This is a genomic window from Piscinibacter gummiphilus (genome assembly GCF_002116905.1).
GTDB classification, from domain to species: Bacteria; Pseudomonadota; Gammaproteobacteria; order Burkholderiales; family Burkholderiaceae_C; genus Rhizobacter; species Rhizobacter gummiphilus.
In genome coordinates this window covers 6,015,299-6,035,203 of sequence record NZ_CP015118.1, presented here as the reverse complement: position 1 = coordinate 6,035,203, position 19,905 = coordinate 6,015,299, and the positions used below count along the sequence as shown (strand labels likewise).

20 protein-coding genes are annotated in these 19,905 nt (G+C 68.9%); 14 read left to right on the top strand and 6 right to left on the bottom strand.

The annotated features are described in order from the left end of the window. Positions 1-14 precede the first annotated feature (14 nt). Positions 15-1,181, top strand: coding sequence for an aminotransferase-like domain-containing protein (locus tag A4W93_RS27640; RefSeq protein WP_085753673.1), 1,167 nt, complete (start codon positions 15-17; stop codon positions 1,179-1,181). An 8-nt stretch (positions 1,182-1,189) separates the two neighbouring features. Further along, entirely contained in the window at positions 1,190-2,023 is an 834-nt protein-coding gene (locus A4W93_RS27635) for a PhzF family phenazine biosynthesis protein (protein ID WP_085753672.1), read from the top strand. Positions 2,024-2,044: 21 nt separating this feature from the next. On the opposite strand, the gene A4W93_RS27630 is transcribed toward A4W93_RS27635, so the two are convergent. Together A4W93_RS27630 and A4W93_RS27625 are read right to left on the bottom strand one after the other, a co-directional pair. Next, complete coding sequence (locus tag A4W93_RS27630) at positions 2,045-3,277, bottom strand: Wzz/FepE/Etk N-terminal domain-containing protein (protein ID WP_085753671.1); 1,233 nt, start codon at positions 3,275-3,277, stop codon at positions 2,045-2,047. A gap of 1 nt (position 3,278) precedes the next feature. Continuing rightward, the gene (locus tag A4W93_RS27625; protein WP_085753670.1) at positions 3,279-5,948 is read right to left on the bottom strand and encodes a polysaccharide biosynthesis/export family protein; all 2,670 of its coding nucleotides are present in this window, start codon (positions 5,946-5,948) and stop codon (positions 3,279-3,281) included. A gap of 191 nt (positions 5,949-6,139) precedes the next feature. Between A4W93_RS27625 and A4W93_RS27620 the strand changes: the two genes are divergently transcribed. The 12 genes from A4W93_RS27620 to A4W93_RS27565 all read left to right on the top strand — a co-directional run bounded on the left by A4W93_RS27620 (position 6,140) and on the right by A4W93_RS27565 (position 15,871). Then, entirely contained in the window at positions 6,140-6,631 is a 492-nt protein-coding gene (locus tag A4W93_RS27620; protein ID WP_085753669.1) for a GNAT family N-acetyltransferase, read from the top strand. Between the two features lie 52 nt (positions 6,632-6,683). Continuing rightward, positions 6,684-7,544 (top strand): aldose 1-epimerase, encoded by an 861-nt coding sequence (locus tag A4W93_RS27615; RefSeq protein WP_085753668.1) that lies wholly within the window; start codon positions 6,684-6,686, stop codon positions 7,542-7,544. Further along, positions 7,541-8,464 carry an SMP-30/gluconolactonase/LRE family protein gene (locus A4W93_RS27610; protein WP_085753667.1) on the top strand — a complete coding sequence of 308 codons (924 nt, stop codon included), beginning with the start codon at positions 7,541-7,543 and terminating at the stop codon, positions 8,462-8,464. The genes A4W93_RS27615 and A4W93_RS27610 overlap by 4 nt, the downstream gene beginning before the upstream one ends. 122 nt (positions 8,465-8,586) lie before the next feature. Further along, entirely contained in the window at positions 8,587-9,072 is a 486-nt protein-coding gene (locus A4W93_RS27605) for an ATP synthase subunit I (RefSeq protein WP_085753666.1), read from the top strand. A 20-nt stretch (positions 9,073-9,092) separates the two neighbouring features. Beyond that, a complete protein-coding gene (gene atpB / locus A4W93_RS27600; RefSeq protein ID WP_085753665.1) occupies positions 9,093-9,989 on the top strand; it encodes a F0F1 ATP synthase subunit A in 897 nt (298 codons plus the stop codon). A gap of 54 nt (positions 9,990-10,043) precedes the next feature. Beyond that, complete coding sequence (gene atpE, locus A4W93_RS27595; RefSeq protein ID WP_056660939.1) at positions 10,044-10,301, top strand: F0F1 ATP synthase subunit C; 258 nt, start codon at positions 10,044-10,046, stop codon at positions 10,299-10,301. A gap of 37 nt (positions 10,302-10,338) precedes the next feature. Next, on the top strand, positions 10,339-10,809 hold the full coding sequence (locus A4W93_RS27590) for a F0F1 ATP synthase subunit B (protein ID WP_085753664.1): 471 nt from the start codon (positions 10,339-10,341) through the stop codon (positions 10,807-10,809). 3 nt (positions 10,810-10,812) lie between these two features. Continuing rightward, positions 10,813-11,346 carry a F0F1 ATP synthase subunit delta gene (locus tag A4W93_RS27585; protein ID WP_085753663.1) on the top strand — a complete coding sequence of 178 codons (534 nt, stop codon included), beginning with the start codon at positions 10,813-10,815 and terminating at the stop codon, positions 11,344-11,346. Between the two features lie 61 nt (positions 11,347-11,407). Further along, complete coding sequence (gene atpA / locus A4W93_RS27580) at positions 11,408-12,961, top strand: F0F1 ATP synthase subunit alpha (RefSeq protein ID WP_085753662.1); 1,554 nt, start codon at positions 11,408-11,410, stop codon at positions 12,959-12,961. A 42-nt stretch (positions 12,962-13,003) separates the two neighbouring features. Beyond that, a complete protein-coding gene (gene atpG / locus A4W93_RS27575) occupies positions 13,004-13,894 on the top strand; it encodes a F0F1 ATP synthase subunit gamma (RefSeq protein ID WP_085753661.1) in 891 nt (296 codons plus the stop codon). A gap of 57 nt (positions 13,895-13,951) precedes the next feature. Then, entirely contained in the window at positions 13,952-15,352 is a 1,401-nt protein-coding gene (gene atpD, locus A4W93_RS27570; protein ID WP_085753660.1) for a F0F1 ATP synthase subunit beta, read from the top strand. Positions 15,353-15,457: 105 nt separating this feature from the next. Then, positions 15,458-15,871 carry a F0F1 ATP synthase subunit epsilon gene (locus tag A4W93_RS27565; RefSeq protein WP_085753659.1) on the top strand — a complete coding sequence of 138 codons (414 nt, stop codon included), beginning with the start codon at positions 15,458-15,460 and terminating at the stop codon, positions 15,869-15,871. A gap of 73 nt (positions 15,872-15,944) precedes the next feature. Here the strand turns inward: A4W93_RS27565 and A4W93_RS27560 are convergent, their stop codons facing one another. From A4W93_RS27560 to A4W93_RS27545, 4 genes are all read right to left on the bottom strand, one after another. Further along, positions 15,945-18,074 carry a beta propeller repeat protein gene (locus A4W93_RS27560; protein ID WP_085753658.1) on the bottom strand — a complete coding sequence of 710 codons (2,130 nt, stop codon included), beginning with the start codon at positions 18,072-18,074 and terminating at the stop codon, positions 15,945-15,947. Further along, entirely contained in the window at positions 18,071-18,583 is a 513-nt protein-coding gene (locus A4W93_RS27555) for a hypothetical protein (RefSeq protein ID WP_085753657.1), read from the bottom strand. Before A4W93_RS27555 ends, A4W93_RS27560 begins: the two co-directional genes overlap by 4 nt. Beyond that, the gene (locus tag A4W93_RS27550; protein WP_237357635.1) at positions 18,577-19,014 is read right to left on the bottom strand and encodes a general secretion pathway protein GspG; all 438 of its coding nucleotides are present in this window, start codon (positions 19,012-19,014) and stop codon (positions 18,577-18,579) included. Before A4W93_RS27550 ends, A4W93_RS27555 begins: the two co-directional genes overlap by 7 nt. A gap of 119 nt (positions 19,015-19,133) precedes the next feature. After that, on the bottom strand, positions 19,134-19,835 hold the full coding sequence (locus A4W93_RS27545; RefSeq protein WP_085753655.1) for a pectate lyase: 702 nt from the start codon (positions 19,833-19,835) through the stop codon (positions 19,134-19,136). Positions 19,836-19,905 lie beyond the last annotated feature (70 nt).

The window sequence follows — 19,905 nt, the reverse complement described above, 5'->3', positions numbered from 1 at the left end:
TCGAAAGGACCCCGATGAACTGGCACCTCGCCCGCCGCACCGAGCGCATGAACCCGTCGAGCATCCGCGAGATCCTGAAGGTCACCGAACGGCCCGGGATCATCTCGCTGGCCGGCGGCCTGCCGTCGCCGGAGGTCTTCCCGGTCGAGGCGATGCGCGAGGCCAGCGCCAAGGTGCTGCGCGACACGCCGGTCGAGGCCTTGCAGTACGCGTCGAGCGAGGGGCTGCCCGAGCTGCGCGAATGGGTGGCCGGCCACCTGCGCCAGTCCGGCATGCGGCTGGATGCCGCGCAGGTGCAGATCACCACGGGCTCCCAGCAGGGGCTGGACCTCGTGGGCAAGGTGCTGATCGACGCGGGCAGCCGCGTGGCGGTGGAGTCGCCCACCTACCTCGGCGCCGTGCAGGCCTTCGGGGTGTTCGAGCCCGAGTGGACCACGGTGCCGTGCGACGACGACGGGCCGCTGCCCGCCGGGCTGGCCGACGCCCGCGGCGCCCGGTTGCTGTACGTGCTGCCGAACTTCCAGAACCCGAGCGGCCGCTGCATCAGCGCCGGACGGCGCGAGGCGCTGGTGCGGGCAGCCCGCGAGGTCGCGCTGCCCCTCGTCGAGGACAACCCGTACGGCGACCTCTGGTACGACACCCCGCCGCCGCCGCCGCTGGCCGCGCTGTGGCCCGAGGGTGTCGTCTACATGGGCAGCTTCTCGAAGGTGCTGGCGCCGGGCCTGCGGCTCGGCTACGTGGTGGCGCCGCCCCAGCTCGGCCCCAAGCTGCTGCAGGCCAAGCAGTCGGCCGACCTGCACACGCCGGGGTTCAACCAGCGCATGGTGCTCGAGGTGCTGCGCACGGGCTTCCTCGACACCCACCTGCCCGCCGTGCGTGCGGCCTACAAGCGCCAGCGCGACGCGATGGCCGAGGCCCTGAAGGCCCACCTGCCGGCCGGCTGCCGCTGGGAGGTGCCGCACGGTGGCATGTTCTTCTGGGTCGAGCTGCCCGCCGGCACCGATGCGGCGCGCCTGCTGCCGCACGCCGTCGAGCGCGGCGTGGCCTTCGTGCCGGGCGGTGCCTTCTATGCGGAAGGCGGGAACCCTGCGACGATGCGGCTCTCGTTCGTCACCGCCACGCCGGAGCAGATCGACCGGGGCGTGCGCGCCCTCGCCGACACGCTGCGCGCCCACCTCTGAGGTCCCCGATGAAGCTGCCGTTCTCGCAGGTCGATGTGTTCACCACCACGCCGTTGAAAGGCAACGCGCTGGCCGTCGTGCACGACGCCGACGACCTGACGGCCGAGCAGATGCAGGCCTTCGCCCGCTGGACCAACCTGTCGGAGACGACGTTCCTGCTCCGGCCCACGACCCCGGAGGCCGACTACCGCGTGCGCATCTTCGCGCCGAACCGGGAGTTCCCGTTCGCGGGCCACCCCACGCTCGGCAGCTGCCATGCGTGGCGCGCGGCCGGCGGGGTGTCCCGCACGCCGGGCCTCGTGGTGCAGGAGTGTGGCGTGGGGCTCGTGCGCATCCGCGTGTCGGGCGACGAGGCGGCGTTCGCCGCGCCACCGATGAAGGCGACACCGGTGGACGAGGTGCTGCTCGGCCGGGTGCGCGAGGCGCTGGGCCTGTCGGCCGACCACGTGCGGGCGTCCAGCTGGCTCGACAACGGCTTGCCGTGGCTCGTGCTGCAGCTCGACAGCGCGGCGCGCGTGCTGGCCGTCGAGCCCGACTTCGGGGCCCTGGCGACACTGGCCGACGTGGGCCTGGTGGGGGCGCACGCGCCGGGCGGCGACGTGCAGTTCGAACTGAGAGGCTTCGCGCCGGGCGGCGGCATCCCGGAGGATCCGGTCACCGGCAGCCTCAACGCCAGCGTGGCGCGCTGGCTGATGGACCGCGGCGAGGCGCCGCCGGCCTACCGCGCCGCGCAGGGCGCCCGCGTGGGCCGGGACGGCCGCGTTTCGCTGACCCGCGATGGCGACACCCTGTGGGTGGGCGGGCCCACCGTCGGGTGCATCCGGGGCGACGTCAGCTTCTGACGGGCGGCCGGCCGGGGCCGGTCAGCGGCGCAGGCGCCAGGCGCCGCGCAGCACCGTCATGCGGGCATCGAGTTCCGGATTTCTGGCGCGCGCCAGGTCACCGTAACGGCGCCAGATCGTCCAGCCGGCCATCAGCAGGAACGCCGTGAAGGTGCCTCCCAGCACGACGGAGGCCCGCTTCGGCTTCGACTTGCGGTCAGGCGGTTCGGCCACGTCCACCTGCTGGAGCGCGGGCGCTTCCTTGGCCTCGTCCATCTTGGCGATCTCGTACTGCCGCAGCATGCCGGCCAGCAGCGTTTCCTGGAACTTCACTTCGCGCGTGGCACGGACGTACTCGAGGCCGGTCGAAGGCAACTTGCCGATCGGGATGTCGAGATTGCCTTCCTTGTCGGTGCCGCCACCGTTGCTCGATTCCATGCGACCGAGTTCGTTGCGCAACGCGGCCAGCTCCGAGACCAGCAGGCGCACCTCGGGGTTCTCCTGCGTCGCCGAGGTGCGCAGCACCTTCAGGCGAATCTCGCGTTCGGCGATCCGAGTCTTCAGCTGTGCCACGGCGAGGATGAGAGCCTCGGCCTGCTTGTCGAGCACGACCATCCCCGACTTCTCCTGGACGTCACGCAGCGCCTGTTCGGCCCGGATCAGGTTCTCCTTGGTGTCCTTGAGTTGCTGTTCGAAAAACACGCGGCGCTGCTGCGCCTCGGACACGGCGAGGCGACCCAGCAGCTTGGAGATCTCGGTCGAATGTGCGTTGGCCAGATCGGCCGCGAACTTGGGATCCTCGTCGTCCACCTCGACCAGAATCACGCCCGACTTCTTGTCGGCCGTCACCCGGATGTATCGGGGCATGGTGCCGCGGAGCACCTCGTAGGTCGGGATGTCATACCGCTTGCGCAGGTCGAAGCGTGCATCCAGGGCACGCTGCACGCTGTCGCTGCGCAGCAGATTCACGTACAGCTCCTCGGGGGTTTTGGCTGCGAGACCCCCTGCAAGGCCGCCGAGCGAGCCGAGGGCCGCGAGTGCCGCCGAGGAGTTGCTCTGCTGCTGCGAGTTGGCCGGCAGCAGTGTCGTGCGGGCCGTATAGACATTGGGCAGCAGCAGCGAGATGCCCAGGAACACCACCGCGGCCACCGCGGTCACGGTTGCAATGGGTTTCTTGCCTTCGCCGAGCCAGGTCAGCAGGTCGACAAACCCCACCTGGGGGCGTTCATCGAAGTCGTCCGCCACGGGGGCGGTCACGGGAGCGGGAGCGTTCATGTCAGTTGTCCCGCAGCGTGATGATGGCCGCGGCACCCAGGCCGAACTGCGCGAAGATCTGCGACCAGTCCTTCAGGTTGCGCACGAGCGCGCGGCCCCAGGTCTCGTAGTCGAGCTTGTTCGGCACCACGACGGCATCACCTGGGTTGAGCGGCACCGATTCGAGCTTGTTGCCGCCGAAGAAGCCGCGGGTGTCGTTGGCGTGGGTGACGGTGCCGTCCGCGCGCAGCACGAACATGTTCGACACCTCGGCCGCGTCGTCGAGGCCGGCCGAGCCGATGTAGTCGCCCACGGTCTTGCCCGGCTTCCACAGGAAGGCGTTGTTGTTGACCACGGCGCCGGCCACTGTCACGAAGGCCGGCTTGGTGGGCACCACGATCTGGTCGAGGTGCTCGAGCGGCACTTCCGGCAGTTCGGACAGCGAGGCCACGTTCGGCTGCAGTTCGAGCGCGATGCGGCCGTTGGGCTCCATGCGGCGCAGGCGCCCGATCTGGGCCTGGGTGGCCGCCGAGCTGACCGCGGCCTGGCCGGCGGTGGCGAGGTCGGAGCGGTTCGCCGCGTCGCGGGCCGCCTGCACCGACGAGAGCGCCTCGAGGCGCACGATGGCGGCCTGCAGGTTTTCGCGCTGGCGCTGGCGGGTCTCCTCGCGGCTGAACTCGAGGCCGTACACGTAGGCCTGCGGCGTGAGGCCGCCGGCACGCGTGATGAGTTGCGGGAGCGTTTCGCCCGGCAGCAGTTGGTACGTGCCCGGGGCACCCACTTCGCCGAGCACCGACACCAGGCGAGTCTGGCGGGACACCGGCACACGCAGGTCCTTCTGGCTGTAGACCGTGACGACGTCGCCGGCCAGCAGTTCGAGGTTGTTGGTTTCGTCGCCGTGCAGCACGGCCTTGCCGAGGTTGAACGGGATGACCTGCGTCGTGAGGTCGGCCTTGTTCAGGCGCTCGATCACGGCGTAGTCCCAGTTCACCGCATCGAACAGGGGCGACGCGATGCGCTGGCGGGTGTTCGTGCTGAAGCGATTGCGCTCGTTGTCGTCGTCGCGGTCATCGCGGTCGTACCGCTGCGAGCCATTGGGCGAACGGAGGTTGTCACCCGAACCCGAGGAGGACATGCCGTCGCGGTCGTAAGGCGGGTTGCCCAGGCGCTGGGCGTCGCGGACGTCGAGGTTGTCGGTGGGCGTGCCATACGCCATGGCGCCATTGCGCTGCCCGTTGCGGCTGTCCGCGTCGTTGCGGGAGGCGTTGTTCGCGCGGTCATAGCGATCGGACCGGTCCTGGCGGTCGCGGGTGTTCCGGCTGAGCGGCCGGCCCATCTCGTCCTCCTCGATCACCTGCACGAGCAGGTTCTTGCGGCGGTAGAAGTCGGGGGAGATCAGGGCGTCGCGGTCGGGGATCAGGTCTCGGATGCGCATGCCCGGCGTGTGGGCGTAGCGCAGCGGCTGGGCCACGGCGCCGCGCAGGGTCACGGCGTTGCTGAACGCGGGCGAGATGGGCAGCAGGGTCAGCACGTCGCCGTCCTGGAGCGGTTTCTGCAGGCCGGCGGCGTCGAGCTTGAACTGCTCGACGAAACGGGCGGCGCCGGTCCGTGCGGTGTCGATGCGCTCGACCTGCACCCGGTTGGGGTTCACGAGCACCGGCGAGTCGCCCGCGTACCGCAGCACGTCGGCGACGGGCTCCTTCTCCGACTTCAGTTCGTAGATGGCGGGGCTGTCGATGGTGCCGGTCACGGCCACGCGCGGGCCGGCCGGCTGGAAGACGATCACGTCGCCGGCGGCGAGCTGCACGTCCTTCGACTTGTCGCCCTGCACCAGGAAGTCGTAGATGTCGATCTCGGCGACCGTGCGGCCGTCGCGGCGCAGCGAGACCTTGCGCATCGAGCCGTTGGCGCTCGGGCCGCCCGCGGCCACCACCGCCGACAGCATGGTCGACTGGCTGGCGAGCGTGTAGACACCGGGCACGCGGGCCGGGCCGACGACGAACACCTTCACGCCGCGGAGCTGGCCCAGCGTCACGTTCAGGTTGAAGTTGGTGAACAGGCGGCCGATCTGGGCCCGCAGGTGGCTCTCGAGGTTCGAGGCGCGGGTGCCGGCGACGGTGAACGTGCCCACCTTCGGCAGGCTGATCTGGCCGCTGCGGTCGACGGTGGCTCGGTAGTCGACGTCGATGCTGCCCCAGGCGCGGATCAGCAGCTGGTCGCCGGGGCCCACCATGTAGTCGGCCGAGACCGGCACGTTGTCGACCGGCGAGAAGCTGTCGGCGGCCTCGTTGAAGAACCGGGCACCGAAGGGCTGCAGTTGCCGGCCCGTGGCCGCCTCGACGAACTTCTGGAATTCGCTGGGCCGCTGCGGCAGCATGTCGCTGCGGCGGCCCGGGGACGTGACGGCGGGCCGCTGCTGCGTCTGTTGCTGCTGTTGCTGCGTGGACGAGCCGGGCTGCTGACCGCCCGGCGAACCGTCGTTGCGCACCACGACGCCGCTGCGGCCCGACGACGTGCCGCCGCTGTCACCCGTGCCACCGAGCCGCATCGAGTCGAGAGGTTCGCCGTAGGCCGGGGTGTTGAAGCTGCCGTTGGAGGTTTCGCCCGCGGCCAGCAGCGCCGAGGAGAAAGACAGAAGCGAGGCGGCGAGCGCACTGGCTCTGAGAAGGGAGCGGAAGGACGGCAGGGTCATGCGGAACGAACTCTCGGAAGGCCCGCGGCCGGGTCCCGCGGGTGGGGGGCATCACGGTGCACCATGAAAGGCAGCCGCGAATATTAGCCGAAGGCCATGACGGGGCCCTCGGGAGGAACGCGGCGTCCGGCTTTTCGAGGCCGCCGCCCGCGACCCGATAAACTGGGGCCGCCCTCCGAAGCCCCCCTGGAATGGAAGCCCCCGACATCCGACTGATCCCCGCCGACGCCCCCGAATGGCTCGACGGCGTGCGCGACATCTTCCGCGAGTACGCCGGCAGCCTGGGCATCGACCTCGCCTTCCAGGGCTTCGACGAGGAGCTCGCCTCGCTGCCCGGGCGGTACGCCGCTCCCGAGGGGCAGCTGATGCTGGCCCTGGTGGACGGCGGCATCGCCGGCTGCGGCGCCTTCGCACCGCTGCACGACGCGGACTACCCGAACGCGTGCGAAATGAAGCGCCTCTACGTCCGCCCGGCCTTCCGCCGCTTCGGACTCGGACGCATCATGGCGCAGGCGCTGCTCGACGACGCGCGGCGCGCCGGCTATTCCGCGATGCTGCTCGACACGCTGGACGACATGGAGGCCGCACGCGAGCTGTACGCCACGCTCGGCTTCCACGAGATCCCGCCTTACTATTTCAATCCGATTCCCGGGGCGCATTACCTGAAGGCCGACCTCGACTGACCCGGCGCCGCCTTCGCCTCGTTCTTTTCCTCCTTCCAGCGCAAGACAGGCCATGACCGCATCCTCTTCCCACGGCATCGAACTCCGCGCCGGCGCCCTGCGCTTCGCCGTGCGCCCCGACCTCGGCGGCTCCATCGCGGGGCTGTGGTCCGGCGACACGCCGGTGCTCCGCTCGACCGAACCGGCCGCGCTCACGCTGCCGCGGTCGTCGGCCAGCTACCCGCTCGTGCCCTATTCCAACCGCATCGGCAACCGCCGTTTCCGCTGGGCGGGCCAGGACTACACCACGCCCGACAACTTCGGCAACTACCCCCATTCGGTGCACGGCGTCGCCTGGCTGCGCGCGTGGGAGGTCGTCTCCGCCACCACCACGAACGCGGTCCTCCGCTACCGCCACGCGCCGGACGACCACTGGCCGTTCGCCTTCGAGGTGGTCCAGCACTTCGATCTGACCCCGCAGGCCCTCACGGCCCGATTCGTGTTCACCAACACCCATGGCGCCGCCGCGCCGGCCGGGGTGGGCTGGCATCCCTACTTCCCGAAGCGCGAGCGCAGCCACCTGGACATCGCGATCGCCGGCCGCTGGGATTCCGACGCCACGCACCTGCCGGTGCGCCGCGAAGCGCAGGCGCGCATCGCCGACGACGTGGCCCGCCTCGACTACGACAACTGCTTCGACGGCTGGACGGGTGTCGCCCGCATCACCGACGAGAAGTTCTCGCTCGAACTCACCTCCACGCTGCCCTACCTGGTCGTCTACACGCCCCAGGACAAGGACTACTTCTGCGTCGAGCCCGTGAGCCACGTCAGCAACGCGATCCAGATGGCCGACCCCGCCGCCCACGGCCTGCGCACGCTGCAGCCGGGCGAGTCCTTCGAATCCAGCATGACCCTCGCGGTCTCCGCATCGTGAGCCACGCCACCCCGACTCCCGAGGAAGACGCCCCCTGGGTGCTCGCTGTCGCGGCCCATTCGACGCTGGGCGAGTCCCCGCTGTGGCACCCGGTCGAGCAGTGTCTTTATTACTGCGACATCGCCGAGCACCAGCTGCGCCGCTTCGACCCGGTCACGGAAGAGCTGCGCCACTGGCAGTTCGAGACCCACCTGGCCAGCATCGCGCCCATGCGCGACGGCGCCCTGCTGCTTGCACAGCGCGACGGGCTCTGGCGCTTCGACCGCCACACGGGCCAGCGCACTCCGCTGGTGCCTCCACCGTACGACCCGGCCGCCTTCCGCTTCAACGACGGCAAGTGCGATGCGCAGGGGCGTTTCTGGGTGGGTACGCTGAGCGACGCGCGCGTGCCGCAGTCGGCGCTCTACAGCTTCGACCGCAAGCGCGGCCTGCAGGTCGCGGCCGACGGCATCACCGTGTCGAACGGCCTCGGCTTCAGCCCGAACGGCCGCACGATGTACTGGGCCGACACCACGTCGCACACGGTGTTCGCGTTCGATGTCGATCCCGACGTGGGCGCGCTGTCGAACCAGCGCGTGTTCGCGAGCTTCCCGCTCAAGCAGACCGGCCAGGACCTCGACACGTACGGCGGCCGCCCCGACGGCGCGGCGGTCGATGCCGAGGGCTGCTACTGGGTGGCGATGTACGAGGGCGGGCGGCTGCTGCGCATCGCGCCCTCGGGCGAGGTGCTGCGCGACGTGCGGGTGCCGGTGCGGTGTCCCACGATGCCCTGCTTCGGCGGGCCGGACCTGCGCACGCTGTACCTCACCACCACGCGCGAGAAGCGCCCCGAGGCCGAGCTCGCGGCACAGCCGTGGGCCGGCGGCGTGCTGTCGCTGAAGGTCGACGTGCCCGGGCTGCCCACCACGTTCTTCGGGTGAGCGTCAATGACCGAGCAGGTGCTCGGTTTGGTTGAAACCAGACAGTGAATTGCGGTTCACGGAACTGGACGGGTTTCCACGTATAATTCCGAGGCTTTGCTGCAACCGGATGTTGAAGAGCCATGGGCGTACCTACCGAACATGGCAACGATGGCTTCCAGGACACAGATGCGGCGCAAGACGAGGCTTTCAAGCCCCTGACACGTGAAGAAGTGTTGAGCTTGAGGGCCCGGAACCCACTGGTCTCGCCTTGGCGAATCCTTGCGGCGCAAGCCGCGCTGGGTCTGGTCTGTGCCGGGGTGACGTGGTGGCTCACGCATCGCGCCAGCGCGATGTGGTCTGCCCTCTACGGTGCGGCGGTGGTCGTGATTCCCGGGGCCTTGCTGGCCTATGGAATCCGGCGTGGAACTGCCAACCCGGCGGCTGCGGCCGCGGGGTTCATGTTCTGGGAACTGGTGAAGATTGCCGTGGCTGCTTCCATGTTGGTGGCAGCAGCCATGTGGGCGCCCGATCTGAGCTGGCCGGCGATGCTGGTCACGATGGTCGTGTGCCTGAAGTTGGGTTGGTTGGCGCTGATCAAGCGGCGCCGGCCCGTTGTGACACGATAACAAAGAGAGTCTGATTCGACATGTCTGCCGAAGCAAACGCTGCTCACCACGCGGGCCCCACGCCCACGGAGTACATCCAGCACCACCTGCAACACCTGCAGAAGAACTTCTCTTTCGAGAGCGTGAAGCAGACGTCCATCGTCGACTTCAGCGTCTTCAACCTCGATTCGCTGGTGTTCTCGATCGTCCTCGGCGTGCTGGGCTGCTGGGTCCTGTGGCTGGCCGCGCGCCGCGCCACCTCGGGTGTTCCGGGCCGCTTCCAGGCCCTGGTTGAAATCCTCGCCGAAGGCGTCGAGAACCAGGCCAAGGGCGTGATCCACAACGCCCAGAGCCGCAAGCTCATCTCCCCGCTCGCCCTCACGGTGGCCGTGTGGATCTTCCTGATGAACTTCATGGACATGATCCCCGTCGACCTGCTGCCCGGCATCTGGCACTCGGCCGGCCCGGCGCTCGGCTTCAAGGATTACCTGCGTGTCGTGCCCACGGCCGACCTGTCGACCACGCTCGGTCTGTCGACCAGCGTGCTGTTCGTCTGCCTCGTCTACAACGTCAAGATCAAGGGCGTTGGCGGCTGGGCCCACGAGCTGATCGCAGCGCCCTTCGGCGACAAGTGGTTCCTGTACCCGGTGAACTTCCTCATGCAAGTGATCGAATACGTCGCGAAGACCGTGTCCCACGGCATGCGGCTGTTCGGCAACATGTTCGCCGGCGAACTCGTGTTCATGCTGATCGCCCTCATGGGCGGCGTGTGGGCATTCCAGTTCAATCCCGTGTCCGGTGGCTTCTGGCTGGGCGTGGGGCATGTGGTGGCCGGGACCGTCTGGACCCTGTTCCACATTCTCGTGATCACGCTGCAAGCCTTCATCTTCATGATGCTGACGCTGATCTACACGGGCCAGGCGCACGACGCGCACTGATCCGTTTCTTTAGCTTTTCTTCCCTTTCGTTTTTCATTCCCTTTAGGAGCAATCATGGATAACAGCTACATCGGTCTTCTGGCACTGGCTTGCGGTCTGATCGTCGGCCTGGGCGCGATCGGCGCTTCGATCGGCATCGCACTGATGGGCGGCAAGTTCCTCGAGTCGTCGGCTCGCCAGCCGGAACTGATGAACGAACTGCAAACCAAGATGTTCATCCTGGCCGGTCTGATCGACGCCGCGTTCCTGATCGGCGTCGCCATCGCGCTGCTGTTCGCGTTCGCCAACCCGTTCGCTGCCTTCATCAAGTAATTCGTCGCCACCCTTTCACGGTTGAAAGGACTGTGCAATGAACATCAACGCAACACTGTTCCTCCAGGCGATCGTCTTCGCGATCCTGGTGTGGTTCACGATGCGCTTCATCTGGCCGCCCCTCACCAAGGCCCTGGACGAGCGCGCCGCGAAGATTGCTGAAGGTCTGTCCGCCGCTGACAAGGCCAAGACGGAGCTCGCCACCACCCAGCAAAAGGTGGGCGAGCAACTGTCGGCCGCCCGTGACGATGCCAACAAGCGCCTGGCCGATGCCGAGCGCCTGGCGCAATCGATGATCGAGGAAGCCAAGACCCGCGCAAGCGAGGAAGGCGCCAAGATCATCGCTTCGGCCAAGGCCGAAGCCGAACAGGAAGCCACCCGCGCTCGCGAAAGCCTGCGCGACCAGGTGGCGGTCCTGGCCGTCAAGGGTGCGGAGCAGATCCTGAAGCGCGAAGTCAACGCCGGCGTCCACGCCGACATCCTGAATCGCCTGAAGGCTGAGCTGTAAACCATGGCCGAGCTTGCAACCATCGCGCGCCCGTACGCCGAGGCGCTGTTCAAGGCATCCGACGCCGCCAGCGCGCCGGCCCTGGTTGGAGAAATCCAATCCTTGGCCGCCGTCGCCGGTGACGCCCAGCTGCGCCAGTTCGCCTCCGATCCGAAGGTCACCGCCCAACAGGTGCTCGACCTCATCGGTTCGGTGCTGAAGGCCCCGCTGTCGGCTCCCGCGAAGAACCTGCTGCAGCTCGCGCTCGAAAACGACCGCCTGGCTGCGCTGCCCGAAGTGGCAACGCAGTTCCAGGCGCTCGTCAACGAGCGTTCCGGTGTCTCCGACGCTGTCGTCTACAGCGCGTACCCCATCGAACCAGCCCAGCTGGCCGACGTCAAGGCGATGCTGGAGAAGCGCTTTGCGCGCAAGCTCAACGCCACGGTCGTCGTGCAGCCGGAACTGATCGGTGGCATCCGCGTGGTGGTCGGTGACGAAGTGCTGGACACCTCGGTCAAGGCCCGTCTTGAACAAATGAAGGCAGCCCTGACGGCGTAAGCCGTCCCCGCTGCCCGTCCAACCTGCCGAGGCCTTGCCCGACGCAGACCGGAGAGAAGCTATGCAACTGAATCCCGCAGAAATTTCCGAACTGATCAAGAGCCGCATCGAAGGGCTCACCGCTTCGGCGGACATCCGCAACCAGGGCACCGTGGTGTCGGTCACCGACGGCATCGTCCGCATCCACGGCCTGTCGGACGTGATGCAGGGCGAAATGCTGGAATTCCCGGCCACGTCGGCCGGCACGCCCACCTTCGGTCTGGCCCTGAACCTCGAGCGCGACTCCGTCGGCGCCGTGATCCTGGGCGAGTACGAGCACATCTCGGAAGGCGACACCGTCAAGTGCACGGGCCGCATCCTCGAAGTGCCGATCGGCCCCGAGCTGCGTGGCCGCGTGGTCAACGCCCTCGGCCAGCCCATCGACGGCAAGGGCCCGATCAACGCCAAGCTGACCGCCCCGATCGAGAAGATCGCCCCGGGCGTGATCGCACGGAAGTCGGTCGACCAGCCGATGCAGACCGGCCTGAAGTCCATCGACTCGATGGTGCCCGTCGGCCGTGGTCAGCGCGAGCTGATCATCGGTGACCGCCAGACCGGCAAGACCGCCGTCGCCATCGACGCGATCATCAACCAGAAGGGTCAGAACATGACCTGCATCTACGTTGCGATCGGCCAGAAGGCTTCGTCGATCAAGAACGTGGTGCGCGCCCTGGAAGCCAACGGCGCCCTGGAATACACCATCGTCGTGGCCGCCTCGGCCGCCGAGTCCGCCGCCATGCAGTACGTGTCGGCCTACTCGGGCTGCACGATGGGCGAATACTTCCGCGACCGCGGCGAAGACGCGCTGATCGTGTACGACGACCTGTCCAAGCAGGCCGTGGCCTACCGTCAAGTGTCGCTGCTGCTGCGCCGCCCGCCGGGCCGCGAAGCCTACCCCGGCGACGTGTTCTACCTCCACAGCCGCCTGCTCGAGCGCGCAGCCCGCGTGAACGCCGACTACGTCGAAGCCTTCACCAAGGGTGAAGTCAAGGGCAAGACCGGTTCGCTGACGGCCCTGCCGATCATCGAAACGCAAGCCGGCGACGTGTCCGCCTTCGTGCCGACGAACGTGATCTCGATCACCGACGGTCAGATCTTCCTGGAAACCTCGCTGTTCAACGCCGGTGTCCGCCCCGCCATCAACGCCGGTATCTCGGTGTCGCGCGTCGGTGGTGCTGCCCAGACGAAGGTCATCAAGGGCCAGTCCGGTGGTATCCGTACCGACCTCGCGCAGTACCGTGAACTCGCGGCCTTCGCGCAGTTCGCCTCCGACCTCGACGAAGCCACCCGCAAGCAACTGGACCGCGGCGCCCGCGTGACGGAACTGCTCAAGCAGGCCCAGTACTCGCCGCTGTCCATCAGCCTGATGGGCGCGACGCTGTTCGCGGTGAACAAGGGCTTCATGGACGACATCGACGTCAAGCAGGTCCTCGCGTTCGAAGCCGGTCTGCACACGCACCTGAAGTCCAGCCACGCCGGTCTGCTGAAGAAGATTGAAGACTCCAAGGCCCTCGACAAGGAAGCGGAAGCCGAACTGTCGAACGCCGTGACGGCCTTCAAGAAGTCTTTCGCCTGACCCGCTGACGGTCCGAAGACCCTTTAACGAAGGAACTCCGACATGGCAGCAGGCAAGGAAATCCGCGGCAAGATCAAGAGCTTCGAGAATACGAAGAAGATCACCAAGGCCATGGAGATGGTGTCCGTCTCCAAGATGCGCAAGGCGCAGGACCGCATGCGCGCCGCTCGCCCGTACGCCCAGAAGGTCCGCAGCCTGGCCGCCAACCTCGCGCAGGCCACGCCCGAGTACAAGCACCCGTTCATGCTCGAGAACCCGTCGGCGAAGACCACCGGCGTGATCCTCGTGACCACGGACAAGGGCTTGTGCGGCGGCCTGAACACCAACATCCTGCGTTCGCTGACCACCAAGCTCCGCGAGCTCGACGGTGCGGGCCAGAAGATCGAGGCCGTTGCCATCGGCAACAAGGGCCTCGGTTTCCTCGGCCGCACCGGCGTGAACGTGGTGTCGCAGGTCACGCAGCTCGGCGACAAGCCGCACCTCGACAAGCTGATCGGCCCCGTCAAGGTGCTGTTCGACGCGTACGCCGAAGGCCGCCTCTCGTCCGTCTACCTGGCGTTCACCCGCTTCATCAACACGATGAAGCAGGAGCCGGTGGTGGTGAAGGTGCTGCCGCTCGACGCCGACGTGCTGAAGACGGAATCGTCGCAGGCCGCGGTGGGTGCAGGCTCGCATGGCTGGGACTACATCTACGAGCCCGACGCGGCCACGGTGATCGACGAACTGCTGGTGCGCTACACCGAGGCCCTGGTCTACCAGGCCGTCGCCGAGAACATGGCGTCGGAACACTCGGCGCGCATGGTGGCCATGAAGGCCGCGACCGACAACGCCGGCAACGTGATCGCCGAGCTGAAGCTGGTCTACAACAAGGCCCGGCAGGCCGCGATCACCAAAGAACTGTCCGAGATCGTGGCAGGCGCCGCCGCCGTCTGACGGCCAGCGCACCCCCAGGTCGACGATTCAAGAAACTGATTATTCAAGGATACGAACATGGCTGACGGCAAAATTGTTCAGTGCATCGGCGCGGTGGTGGACGTGGAGTTCCCCCGCAATGCGATGCCGAAGGTGTACGACGCACTGAAGCTCGAGGGCACGGCCCTGACGCTCGAAGTCCAGCAGCAGCTGGGCGACGGCGTGGTGCGCACCATCGCGCTGGGTTCGTCCGACGGCCTGCGCCGCGGCCTGACCGTGACCAACACCGGCAAGGCGATCTCGGTGCCCGTGGGCCGCGCGACCCTCGGCCGCATCATGGACGTGCTGGGCAACCCCATCGACGAACGTGGTGAAGTGGCCCAGGACCTGACCGCCTCCATCCACCGCCTGCCCCCGGCCTTCGACGAGCTGAGCCCGTCGCAGGACCTGCTCGAAACGGGCATCAAGGTGATCGACCTGGTCTGCCCGTTCGCCAAGGGCGGCAAGGTGGGTCTGTTCGGTGGCGCCGGCGTGGGCAAGACCGTGAACATGATGGAACTCATCAACAACATCGCCAAGGCCCACAGCGGTCTGTCGGTGTTCGCGGGTGTGGGCGAGCGGACCCGTGAGGGCAACGACTTCTATCACGAGATGGCCGACTCCGGCGTCGTGAACCTCGAGAAGCTCGAAGAGTCCAAGGTCGCCATGGTGTACGGCCAGATGAACGAGCCGCCGGGCAACCGCCTGCGCGTCGCGCTGACCGGCCTGACCATCGCCGAATCGTTCCGTGACGAAGGCAAGGACGTTCTCTTCTTCGTCGACAACATCTACCGCTACACGCTGGCCGGTACCGAAGTGTCCGCCCTGCTGGGCCGGATGCCTTCCGCCGTGGGCTACCAGCCGACGCTGGCCGAGGAAATGGGCCGCCTGCAAGAGCGCATCACGTCGACCAAGGTCGGCTCGATCACCTCGATCCAGGCCGTGTACGTCCCTGCGGACGACCTGACCGACCCGTCGCCGGCCACCACCTTCGCCCACCTGGACTCCACCGTGGTGCTGTCGCGTGACATCGCTTCGCTGGGCATCTACCCGGCCGTGGACCCGCTCGACTCGACCTCGCGCCAGCTGGACCCGAACGTCGTCGGCGAAGAGCACTACAACACGGCCCGCGCCGTGCAGGGCACGCTGCAGCGCTACAAGGAACTGCGCGACATCATCGCCATCCTGGGCATGGACGAACTGTCGCCGGAAGACAAGCTGGCCGTGGCCCGCGCCCGGAAGATCCAGCGTTTCCTGTCGCAGCCGTTCCACGTGGCCGAAGTGTTCACGGGCTCGCCGGGCAAGTACGTTCCGCTGAAGGAAACCATCCGCGGCTTCAAGATGATCGTGGCCGGCGAGTGCGACAGCCTCCCGGAGCAGGCCTTCTACATGGTCGGCACCATCGACGAAGCCTTCGAGAAGGCGAAGAAGATTCAGTAAAGAGGGTGCCCCTCGTCCGTTGGGTACAACGGACGAGCCCCCGAGGGGATGCGGGCCGGCGCCCGGCCCGCGCGCTTGACTGACTCTGTATTGAAGGAAATCACCATGGCTACCCTGCACGTAGACGTCGTCTCCGCCGAAGAAAGCATCTTCTCCGGCGAAGCCAAGTTCGTCGCCTTGCCGGGCGAAAGCGGCGAGCTGGGCATCCTGCCCCGCCACACGCCGCTGATCACCCGCATCAAGCCGGGCGCCGTTCGCATCGAACGCACCGACGGCACGGAAGAATTCGTGTTCGTCGCCGGCGGCATCCTCGAGGTGCAGCCGGGTGCGGTCACCGTGCTGGCCGACACCGCCATCCGCGGCAAGGACCTCGACGAAGCCAAGGCTGGCGAGGCCAAACGCCTGGCGGAAGAAGCGATGAAAAACGCGAAGAGCGACATCGACTTCGCCGCGGCCCAGAGCGAGTTCGCCGCGATGGCCGCCCAGATCGCCGCGCTGCGCAAGTTCCGGCAGAAGTGAAACGCCGCGGTGCTTCGTGCACCGCTGGTGTCTCCCGCAAAGCCCGCCCGGGTCCGTCCCGCGCGGGCTTTTCTCATGGGCTCGGCGCCCGTGTGAACACCACCACCCGGTCGCCGTAGCCGATCACCGCGCCACGCACCGGGTCCACGGCCAGCCCCTTGAAGCGGGTCCGGGTGTGGCTGTCGATCGGCGCCCATGTGGCGCCCTCGTCCGTCGAGCGCAGCACCACGCCATCGCGGCCGGCCACCCACAGGGCGCCGCCTCCCGGCTCGGTCACGATGCCCCGCAATTGCGCGTCGGTGGGGGCGGCCATGGCCTGCCAGGTCCGTCCCGTGTCCCGCGAGCGCAGCACGGTGCCGCCCACACCGGTGATGAACAGCGCGCCGCGCACCACGGACACCCGGCGAAGCTCATGCGGCGTGCCGGCGTCCACGAGCTGCCAGCGGCGCCCGCCGTCGTCCGAGCGGACGACGCTGCCGTGCGCGCCCACCAGCAGCGCGACGCCGCTCGCGGGGTCGAACGCGCCCCCGTGGAAGTCCTCGCGGTCCGGCGATGCGACGGGTGACCAGGAGATGCCGCCGTCACCAGAGCGCACGATGGTGCCCGCCTCGCCGAACGCGACGAGCACGCCGGAGGTCGGGTCGGAGATCACCCCGTGCAGGTTCGAGGAAACGGGTGGGGGCAGGACCACCCGTTCCTGGGTGCCGGGTCCCACCCGCACGATGCGTCCGGCCTGCCCGACGAGGAAGACCGATCCGTTGCGCGGGTGCACGGCCGAGGCCACGTGGTCGGGGCCCGCGCCGTCGCTGCTCGCGGCCCACGTGGCCCCGCCGTCGCGCGTCGCCAGCACCGTCGCCTGCCCGCCCGCGGCCACCCACGCACCCGTCGTGGGTTCGAACGACGCGGAGAACAGGTAGGCGGGCTCGGCCAGTTCGGCGAGCACGCGCGGCGACCATGTCAACCCACCGTCGTTCGACGTGCCCACCGTGCGGTCCGTGCCGAACGCGATCAGCCGGCGGCTCGCCGGGTCGTGCACCAGGTCGTGCACGTAACGGGGCAGGCCTTCTCTCACCGTGCGCCAGCGCTGGCCCCCGTCGTCCGACACCACCACGACCCCGCCCTTGCCGCCGGCCACCAGGCGACCCGATGCCGGATCGAAGGCGATGGATTCCAGGTCGACGGCGGCGACATCGGCCACCCGCGCCCAGCGCCGGCCATGGTCCGTCGACCGCCACACCGCGCCGTGGTCCCCGACCGCCACCCTCGCGCCGGAGGGCGCATGGACGGCGACGGCCGACAGGTAGTTCCGGTCCGCGGTGAACGAGGTGCGCCAGGACCGTCCCGCGTCGGCCGACACCGCGATGGCGCCGCCATCGCCCACCGCGGTGAGCGCCCGCCCGTCGTCGGAGACATGCACGTGCGCGAGGTAAGCCCTCGTGCCGGTGTCCACGCGGGTCCAGCGTCGCCCACCGTCGTCGGACCGGTGCACCCAGCCGTGCGACGTCGCGGCGAACAGGCGGCCGCGGGCCGGGTCGGCGGCCACCGCCGTGAAGGCGTACGGGCGGTCCCCGCCGGCGAGCGTCCACGCATCACCGATGGCCACGGCGATGCGGCGCTGCTGGCCCAGCGCCACCAGCGAACCCGACACCTCGTCGTGCGCCGCGGCCCCGAAGCCGGCGGCCGTCCCCGTGTCCGCCACCGACCAGTGGTCGCCGGCATCGTCGGACACGAGCAGCGCACCGCCCAGGCCCGCGGCCACCACGCGCCGACCCTTCGTGTCGCCGGCCACCGCGAGCAGGTCGTTCGCGACGCCGCTCTCGCGCCGATGCCACTGCCGTCCGCCGTCGTCGGACACGAGCACCACGCCGCCGCTGCCCACCGCCACGAGCCGCGACGAGGCGGAGACCCGCGCGACAGCGGCGAGGGTCGCGTTCGTGGGCGGTGACGTGTCGGACCACTGGAGGCCCCCGTCCTCGGAGCGCCACACCGTGCCGTCGGTGCCCAGCGCGAGCAGCACGCGCGCCGCGGGGTGCACGAAGAGCCGGCGCAGGTCGGGGTTGGTCACGGTCGCCCGGAACACCGCGGAGGCCGGCGCGGCGGGTGCCGAAGGGGTTGCGCGAACGGGCACCGCGTCGGCGGGCCGCGAGCAGCCCGCGAGGGTGCCGCACAGCAAAGCGACGCCGGCCAGCAGGCGAAGGATCATGGCGGACTCCACCGGGTCCCCGCGGGCCACTGGCAGCCGGTGTCGACACACGCGACGCCGTAGGCGAACACCCAGTCGCGGTAGCTCCGGGCGCCGCCGAAATGGAAGAAGTCGGCACGGAAGTTCGCTCGCCGGATGGGTTCGCCCTCGGCGAGGCTGAACACCGCGAGCAGCGCGCCGTTCCGGTCGCGCACGAGGCCCCATTCGGCCCGGCCGGTGAGCGGGTCGGTGTAGACGCGGCGCAGGTGGCGGCGGCGATCGGCGAAGCGCGGATCGGCGAGCAGGTCCTCGAGGCGGTGTGGCGCGGGCGGGCCGCCGTCGGGCGTGGCCTCGCGGTAGTGGCGCAGCGCCTCGCGGAACTCGCGGCCGATGAACAGCAGCTCGTCCTCCGCGGCCCGGCGCTGGGCCAGCGCGCCCGCGCGCACCGACGCCGCGGCGGCGAGCCCCAGCACCGCCACGGCGAACAACAGGCCGAGGTACGAGAAACCGCGGGTGTTCCGGATCACCATGCGCGGTACGGCACCCCGTTGAGGCCGACGCCCGGTGCGGTGGACATCACGTCGTACACGTCGTCGCCCTCGCGCGGGTGCTCGGCATCGCTCGCGTACGCACGCAACCGCCACGTGGACGCCGCCGGCAGCGTGCCGTCGGCGAACGGGTCGCGTGGCACGCGCCGCAGGAAGAACAGGCGCTGGCCGTCGGCGCGGCGAAGGTCCGGCACACCGGCCACCAGCACGTCGAGCGAGCGCGGGTAGCCGGAGCCCCCCGCCGGCACGGCGATGGCGCCCTGGGCCGCGGCGTCGCGGTGCGCGTCGAGCGCGAGCCGGATCTCCCGCAGCGCGAGGCGCAGCGACTGCTCCTTCTGCCGCTGCACCGCGACCCGCGCGACCGGCACCGTGGCCGACGCGAGCAGCGCGAGCACGGCCAGGCTCACCATCATCTCGATGAAGGTGAAGCCTGCCGTGCTGCGCCACCGGGTGCCAGGGAAACGCCGGGCCGCCCCAAGTTTCCCTGCTCCCCTCGGGGGGCGGGCCGGGCTCGGCCCGGACCTTGGGGCCATCAGTACGCCTTGACGTCCGAGGTGCGCACGTTGCACGCGGTGGTCCCCCACTTCTCACCGACCTTGGTGGACTCGCTGCCCTTCTGCACGCCCTTGTACTCGACGCACACTTTCGGCGAGCCGGCCTTGTAGCCCTTGATCTGCAGCGTGCGGATCGTGGCGACGTCGCCGAAGTTGGCGTTGACGCCGGCCACCTCGGAGGCCTTCTCGATCTTCGTGTTCGCGAGGTTGAGCCTGCGCGGGCCGCCGTTGCTCTCGCAGTTGCCGCAGGAGCGGTACAGCTTGCCGATGGAGCCCTTCGTCTGGAAGCCGTCGATGCTGATGGTGCTGCCCTTGCCGTTGTGCTGGAACACCTTGTCCGACGCGTTGGCCGCGGACCCGCCGCGCACGCGCATGATCTTGCCGCTGCCGCCCTTCATCGTGGCCGCGTCCTCGCAGACGTCCTGCCACACCACGTTCTCGATGTTGCAGTTGCCCTCGCAGTGCACGCCGTCGGCGGCGTTCTTGGTGATGACCACGTTGCGGAGCGTGGCGCCGTCCTTCAGCAGGAAGACGGGTTGCTGGCTCTCGGAGGAACCGGCGCACGAGGTGCCGTAGCTCTTGCCGCCCCCGTCGAAGGTGCCGGTGACGGTGGTGGTGGCGGAGGCCCCGAGGGCCGCGCAGGACAGAGCCAGCGCCGCGAGGGCGCGAAGGGTTTTCATGTCGAGTCTCCAATGTGTTTTATGAACCGCCCGAAGGTCGCGCCGACGGGCCTTGGAAGGCTAGGGCAAA

Excerpts from the sequence above, each read along its gene's own strand:
- atpG (WP_085753661.1), top strand. The coding sequence starts at position 13,004 with ATGGCAGCAGGCAAGGAAATCCGCGGCAAGATCAAGAGCTTCGAGAAT.
- atpE (WP_056660939.1), top strand. The coding sequence starts at position 10,044 with ATGGATAACAGCTACATCGGTCTTCTGGCACTGGCTTGCGGTCTGATC.
- A4W93_RS27565 (WP_085753659.1), top strand. The coding sequence starts at position 15,458 with ATGGCTACCCTGCACGTAGACGTCGTCTCCGCCGAAGAAAGCATCTTC.
- A4W93_RS27625 (WP_085753670.1), bottom strand. The coding sequence starts at position 5,948 with ATGACCCTGCCGTCCTTCCGCTCCCTTCTCAGAGCCAGTGCGCTCGCC.
- A4W93_RS27555 (WP_085753657.1), bottom strand. The coding sequence starts at position 18,583 with ATGGTGATCCGGAACACCCGCGGTTTCTCGTACCTCGGCCTGTTGTTC.
- A4W93_RS27615 (WP_085753668.1), top strand. The coding sequence starts at position 6,684 with ATGACCGCATCCTCTTCCCACGGCATCGAACTCCGCGCCGGCGCCCTG.
- atpD (WP_085753660.1), top strand. The coding sequence starts at position 13,952 with ATGGCTGACGGCAAAATTGTTCAGTGCATCGGCGCGGTGGTGGACGTG.
- A4W93_RS27545 (WP_085753655.1), bottom strand. The coding sequence starts at position 19,835 with ATGAAAACCCTTCGCGCCCTCGCGGCGCTGGCTCTGTCCTGCGCGGCC.
- atpA (WP_085753662.1), top strand. The coding sequence starts at position 11,408 with ATGCAACTGAATCCCGCAGAAATTTCCGAACTGATCAAGAGCCGCATC.
- atpB (WP_085753665.1), top strand. The coding sequence starts at position 9,093 with ATGTCTGCCGAAGCAAACGCTGCTCACCACGCGGGCCCCACGCCCACG.
- A4W93_RS27640 (WP_085753673.1), top strand. The coding sequence starts at position 15 with ATGAACTGGCACCTCGCCCGCCGCACCGAGCGCATGAACCCGTCGAGC.
- A4W93_RS27550 (WP_237357635.1), bottom strand. The coding sequence starts at position 19,014 with ATGATGGTGAGCCTGGCCGTGCTCGCGCTGCTCGCGTCGGCCACGGTG.
- A4W93_RS27635 (WP_085753672.1), top strand. The coding sequence starts at position 1,190 with ATGAAGCTGCCGTTCTCGCAGGTCGATGTGTTCACCACCACGCCGTTG.
- A4W93_RS27605 (WP_085753666.1), top strand. The coding sequence starts at position 8,587 with ATGGGCGTACCTACCGAACATGGCAACGATGGCTTCCAGGACACAGAT.
- A4W93_RS27620 (WP_085753669.1), top strand. The coding sequence starts at position 6,140 with ATGGAAGCCCCCGACATCCGACTGATCCCCGCCGACGCCCCCGAATGG.
- A4W93_RS27630 (WP_085753671.1), bottom strand. The coding sequence starts at position 3,277 with ATGAACGCTCCCGCTCCCGTGACCGCCCCCGTGGCGGACGACTTCGAT.
- A4W93_RS27585 (WP_085753663.1), top strand. The coding sequence starts at position 10,813 with ATGGCCGAGCTTGCAACCATCGCGCGCCCGTACGCCGAGGCGCTGTTC.
- A4W93_RS27560 (WP_085753658.1), bottom strand. The coding sequence starts at position 18,074 with ATGATCCTTCGCCTGCTGGCCGGCGTCGCTTTGCTGTGCGGCACCCTC.
- A4W93_RS27590 (WP_085753664.1), top strand. The coding sequence starts at position 10,339 with ATGAACATCAACGCAACACTGTTCCTCCAGGCGATCGTCTTCGCGATC.